Raw genomic sequence first — 5,472 nt, 5'->3', positions numbered from 1 at the left:
AAATTTTTAAGCCATTCTTACTACAATTGTTTCCACTAGAAACAGGAAAGAATGGTGCCGACTACCGGAATCGAACTGGTGACCTACTGATTACAAGTCAGTTGCTCTACCTACTGAGCTAAGTCGGCATAAGTGGTGCGCATTCTATTGAATGATTTTCTAGGTTGCAATAGCTATTTCAAAAAAAATCGTAAAATTCGACTTTTTAGAATCGATTGCTGCAAAATCATACAAACCTCGCTTTTTAAAGCAAACTTTCGAGCTTTGTCGTTTGCTTTGCACGGAGCTTGTTGTATGTTCTTGCTCTCGATGAAACCAAGGATAAAAGAGACCCATGAGTCCATTTTTGTCATTTGACCGTGCCGAATGGGCAGAATTGCGCAATTCTGTTCCGATGACACTCTCTGAAGACGATCTGAAAGCGCTTCAAGGCATTAATGAAAACCTCACTATGGAGGAAGCGGTAGAGATCTACCTTCCTTTGTCTCGTCTTTTAAATCTGTACGTTCAGGCTCGCCAAAGTCGCAACTCTGTACTTCAGCAGTTCCTCAACACGGAAGAACATGCTCCACCCTTTGTTATCGGCATTGCCGGCAGTGTGGCGGTAGGAAAGAGTACTACCGCACGACTTCTAAAAGCATTGCTCTCTCGTTGGGAGAACCATCCGAAAGTTGCCCTTGTGACAACAGATGGTTTCTTATATCCAAAGAAAGAGCTGGAAGAGAGAGGCATCATGCATCGTAAAGGCTTTCCGGAATCTTACGATATTAAACGCTTGGTAGAATTCGTTTCAGATGTAAAAGCAGGTCAACCAAACTTAGAAGTCCCAGTTTATTCACACATTACGTACGACATTACTGAAGAACGAAAGAAAGTAGATCGTCCAGATGTACTGATTATCGAAGGGTTAAACGTTCTGCAAAGTGGTATGGACTATCCGCATGATCCACATCGCGTGTTTGTCTCTGACTTCCTAGACTTCTCTATTTATGTTGATGCAGAAACTGAGACCATTGAGCAATGGTATGTAGAACGATTTTTGAAATTCCGCCAAGGTGCATTTACTCAGCCAGGCTCTTATTTTAGTCATTACACGCAATTGTCTGTCGAAGAGGCGAAAAACAAAGCTAAAGAAATTTGGCAGAGCATTAACGGGCTCAATCTAGAACATAACATTCTGCCAACTCGCGAGAGAGCCCATCTAATTCTGCACAAAGGTCCTAGTCATCTCGTCGACAAGGTGTCGTTGAGAAAATAACCTCTATCAGGCACTAGACTAGAGGTTAATCAACTTTCCTCAGGGAGATCTCACCACCAACGTAGGTCTCCAATCCATTAGTGGTTTCTAATACTACACCACCTTGCTGATCGATGCCCTTTACTACCCCATGGATTTCTCTAGGTCCCATCAATAGCTTTACAGGGCGTCCAATAAAGTTGTCTAAACGATTCCAACGCTCTACAAACCCACCGAGCCCTGTCATTTCATATTCTTCTAGTGCTTTCTTCCAGTGTTCAATCAGGTTAATCGCTAACTGGTTACGATCGATATCTAGGCTATCGCTCACTTGGTTTAAGGTTGTCCACGGTTGATCGATTTCAGGTTGCAAGTCTGGCATACCGATATTAAGCCCCATGCCAATAACTAGATGCGCTGCCCCACCGGCTTGCCCTGACATTTCAACTAAAATGCCTGCAAGCTTTTTATCTTCGTAGTAAATATCGTTCGGCCATTTGAGTTTTACGCCTTGGATACCCATCTCTTCAATAGCTTCCACTGCTGCGATACCAACAACTAAGCTCAACCCCATAGCCGCTGCCATACCAGCATCCAAACGCCAGTACATCGACAAATACAAGTTAGTTCCAAAAGGCGATATCCATTGGCGCCCACGTCGTCCTCTTCCTTTTGCTTGATATTCAGCCAAACATACGCGCCCCTTATCGGAGTCATCGACTTTCTCGAGCAGATACTGGTTGGTTGAATCTATAACCGAGATGAGTTCAAGTTGAGTATCAACATGAGCTTGAAGCCTTTGCTCATCAAGCAGTTGTAAAGGCTGAGCTAGCTGGTAGCCACGTCCTTGAATCCGGTAAATGTCTACGCCCCAATCATTAAGACCTTTGATGTGCTTTGCAATAGCAGCGCGTGATATACCCAATTCTTGCCCTAAGGCTTCCCCAGAATGAAAATCACCGTCACTTAGCGCTTTGAGAATATGCAGTTTTGCAGAGTGTTCCTTTCTCATCGCGTAGCCTCAATCTCAGTTAGGTTAGTCTCGCCCTTGTTATTCATAAAACGAACTTCATGTTCTAGTTCAATTTGGTATTTATCCCAAACGGTCCTTTTTATCAAAGACGCAAGCTCGACAACGTCATTAGCACTACAATTATCAACATTAGTTAGAACCAAAGCTTGGAGTGGATTTACTTGAGCACCATTCACTGATACCCCCTTCAAACCACATTGGTCGATTAGCCAACCCGCAGCGACTTTCATTCCTCCTTTCGCAGGGTAAGCCACCATATTGCTGTGCTTTTTGATAAGTTGATCGTAATGATCTTGGCTGATCACTGGATTTTTAAAAAAGCTTCCTGCGTTACCAACTTTTGCAGGGTCTGGCAGTTTTTCCATTCGCACTTGGCATACACGCTCAAAAATGGTTAGGGGACTAAGCTCTTCTTCAGGAATACTTTGCAAAGGACCATATTGATTGATCGCCTTCCATTGCTTTGGCAGTTTGAGACCGACCGCAGTAATAAAGCATTTTTCATATAATGCATGCTTGAAGATCGAATCACGATAGCCAAATTGGCACTCTTCTGCTGTCATGCGTTTGGTCGTGAAGTTCTCCAAATCGAGGATATCTACGTATTCACACACATTTTGCAGTTCCAATCCATAGGCTCCGATATTTTGAATAGGTGCCGAGCCTGCACAGCCAGGGATGAGTGCGAGGTTCTCAATACCTCCCATGCCTTGTTCTACACACCATTGAACAAGCGCCGGCCAATCCTCACCGCCTTCAATGTGCAATAGATAATGAGCACCTTCTTCAGTAACAGTTTTACCCATTAAGCGGTTAATAATGACCATGCCTTCATAGTGTTGAGTAAACAGCATGTTACTGCCCTTACCTAAAAATAGCTTCGGTAACTCTAGGTAAGCTTCATCTTTAAATAGCTGAATAACATCATCGATAGTTTCAACGATCGCTAAATAAGCACAGGTTTGTTCGATACCAAATGTGTGGAAAGCCTTGAGGCTCGCATGTTTCTTAATTTCCATAGTGGATTTGCAACGCCAGATGAGATTCTCTTAAACTGTAGCCATTCTACCTTAATTATGTTTTAGCCGCAGTGACAATACCTAGCTCATTAATCATAGAAGTGTTAAATCCGATCAAACTACCTCTGATCAAGAGATTATACAAAGCACATTACCCTGCCGGAAAAGCCAAGCGTGATGAGCTGATCATCACCGCAAGTTTAGAAGGAAAAATCGTTGCTCTCCTTAGAATGAAAGCGGTCGAAAAGTCTCGCTTGCTGACTGGTATGCTTGTTGTTCCGGAATGTAGGGGAACAGGGGTCGGTCAAGCATTACTTACTCATTGCGAAAACACTGTTTTCAACAATGGAGATTATTGCTTTGCTTTTAATCATTTAGAGGCTTATTACTCTCAACATGGATTCAAAACCATTGATAGCTCTGAGCTTCCAAACTCATTGAAAATGGCTTATTTACGGTACGTGGACAGTGGCAAAGATCTCATTCCAATGCAATTCATTACTTCTAGTGCTTCAAACAGTGCGCTTTTGTAGCCAGAGAAATCATATCTTTGGTAAAATATCAGGTTCGCAATATTGCACTTAATTAAGGTACTCACACCGGTATGATAGTAAGTAGGAACCCATTCGAACAGTTGCCAAGTCTCGCAGTTAAGCCTGAAGACTTCGAAGTTCTGCACGCAGCAGATGCTTTCAGAGCTCGTCTTCTTGATGCGATCAGCAAAGCAACGTCACGAATTTACCTAGTCGCTCTATATCTGGAAGATGATGAAGCTGGACGTGAAATTTTCACAGCGCTTTATGAAGCGAAACAGCGCAATCCTGGATTGGACATCAATATCTGTGTAGATTGGCACCGAGCGCAACGTGGTCTCATTGGTGCAGAATCATCTGAAGGCAACGCAGCACTTTACAAGGCATTCGCAAAAAAATACCAGCACTCAATTCCTGTATACGGTATTCCTGTACGAGGCAGAGAAGTCTTTGGTGTACTTCATCTTAAAGGCTTCATCGTAGATGACACCGTCATTTACAGCGGAGCAAGTCTTAACAACGTATACCTACAATACAATGGTCGTTACCGCTTCGATCGCTACCATGTCATTCAACACAAAGCATTAGCAGACTCGATGGTAGGATTCATTCAGGATGAAATGATCGCCCACCCTGCAGTTAATGATCTTGCAGATAAAGATAAACCTGAGACAAAAGAGATCAAAGCGGACATTCGCCAACTTCGCTCTTCTTTAGCTCGTGCTAATTACGAATTTAAACCAGAAGTAGCCAGCGAAGACGAAGTGAAAGTTACACCGCTGGTAGGTTTAGGGAAGCGCCGTAATTTACTCAACCAGAAAATCGTTAAGCTGCTTGCAGCTGCTCAGAACGAAATCTTTATCTGTACACCTTACTTTAACTTCCCGAAAGCGATTAATCGTGAAGTAAAACGTGCAATGAAACGTGGTGTAAAAGTAACAATCGTGGTTGGTGACAAGACTGCAAACGACTTTTACATCTCTCCTGAAGAAGAGTTCAAAACTATTGGTGGTTTACCATATCTGTACGAACTCAACTTACGTCGTTTCGCTAAAGCGAATGAAGCAAGCATTGCTGCTCGCAAATTATCTATTCACCTTTGGAAACATGATAACAATAGCTTCCACCTCAAAGGTATCTGGGTTGATAAGCGCTACATGCTTATGACAGGCAACAACCTAAACCCTAGAGCATGGTCACTAGATCTTGAAAATGGTCTTTTAGTACAAGACAACTTCGCGAAGATGACAGACAAATTTGAACAAGAGGTGGCAAACATTCTAGAGCACACTCAGCTTATTTGTACTTACAAGCAATTAGAGAAAGTGGAAGACTATCCAGTCAGTGTTCAGAAGCTGGTCCGTAAGATCACACGTATCAAAGCTGATGGTGTACTAAAACGCATTCTTTAAAATGCTTCGATAGTAAACTTACAGAGCCCAGTATGAAAATACTGGGCTTTTTTATTATGTACAGCTAGCGACATAGATTACAACATTGTTGCTTTCTTTAAGTATTTAAACTGACAGTTCGATATACAATGGGATGAGACGACTTTGTATTCTAAGAAATTCAACAAGATAACAGGTCCAGATTGTAACGAAAAGGCTCCAGCATTTCTGCTGGAGCTTTAAATATGGCAGGGGTAGA

5 protein-coding genes and 1 tRNA gene are annotated in these 5,472 nt (G+C 42.6%); 3 read left to right on the top strand and 3 right to left on the bottom strand.

Going from position 1 to position 5,472, the window contains the following annotated elements; all coding sequences use genetic code 11:
• Window positions 1-52: 52 nt before the first annotated feature.
• A tRNA-Thr gene (locus tag VHA02S_RS24365) sits at window positions 53-128 on the bottom strand.
• 206 nt (window positions 129-334) lie between these two features.
• Between VHA02S_RS24365 and coaA the strand changes: the two genes are divergently transcribed.
• The gene (gene coaA / locus VHA02S_RS24360) at window positions 335-1,258 is read left to right on the top strand and encodes a type I pantothenate kinase (RefSeq protein WP_009697654.1); all 924 of its coding nucleotides are present in this window, start codon (window positions 335-337) and stop codon (window positions 1,256-1,258) included.
• Window positions 1,259-1,283: 25 nt separating this feature from the next.
• On the opposite strand, the gene birA is transcribed toward coaA, so the two are convergent.
• Window positions 1,284-2,249, bottom strand: a complete 966-nt coding sequence (gene birA, locus VHA02S_RS24355; protein WP_038899708.1) for a bifunctional biotin--[acetyl-CoA-carboxylase] ligase/biotin operon repressor BirA — start codon at window positions 2,247-2,249, stop codon at window positions 1,284-1,286.
• Entirely contained in the window at window positions 2,246-3,289 is a 1,044-nt protein-coding gene (gene murB, locus VHA02S_RS24350) for a UDP-N-acetylmuramate dehydrogenase (protein WP_038899707.1), read from the bottom strand. The genes birA and murB overlap by 4 nt, the downstream gene beginning before the upstream one ends.
• Before the next feature lie 101 nt (window positions 3,290-3,390).
• Between murB and VHA02S_RS24345 the strand changes: the two genes are divergently transcribed.
• Both VHA02S_RS24345 and pssA read left to right on the top strand, forming a co-directional pair.
• Complete coding sequence (locus VHA02S_RS24345; protein ID WP_017191164.1) at window positions 3,391-3,822, top strand: GNAT family N-acetyltransferase; 432 nt, start codon at window positions 3,391-3,393, stop codon at window positions 3,820-3,822.
• 71 nt (window positions 3,823-3,893) lie between these two features.
• The gene (gene pssA, locus VHA02S_RS24340) at window positions 3,894-5,234 is read left to right on the top strand and encodes a CDP-diacylglycerol--serine O-phosphatidyltransferase (RefSeq protein WP_005451105.1); all 1,341 of its coding nucleotides are present in this window, start codon (window positions 3,894-3,896) and stop codon (window positions 5,232-5,234) included.
• The last annotated feature ends 238 nt before the right edge of the window (window positions 5,235-5,472 follow it).

The sequence above is a fragment of the Vibrio harveyi NBRC 15634 = ATCC 14126 = KCTC 12724 genome, assembly GCF_001591145.1.
Classification (GTDB): Bacteria; Pseudomonadota; Gammaproteobacteria; order Enterobacterales; family Vibrionaceae; genus Vibrio; species Vibrio harveyi.
Note: the sequence above shows the minus strand (reverse complement) of the source record. Positions and strands in the feature narration are given on the sequence as shown.

Coding starts and splice junctions, on each gene's coding strand:
- coaA (WP_009697654.1), top strand. CDS start 335: ATGAGTCCATTTTTGTCATTTGACCGTGCCGAATGGGCAGAATTGCGC.
- birA (WP_038899708.1), bottom strand. CDS start 2,249: ATGAGAAAGGAACACTCTGCAAAACTGCATATTCTCAAAGCGCTAAGT.
- murB (WP_038899707.1), bottom strand. CDS start 3,289: ATGGAAATTAAGAAACATGCGAGCCTCAAGGCTTTCCACACATTTGGT.
- pssA (WP_005451105.1), top strand. CDS start 3,894: ATGATAGTAAGTAGGAACCCATTCGAACAGTTGCCAAGTCTCGCAGTT.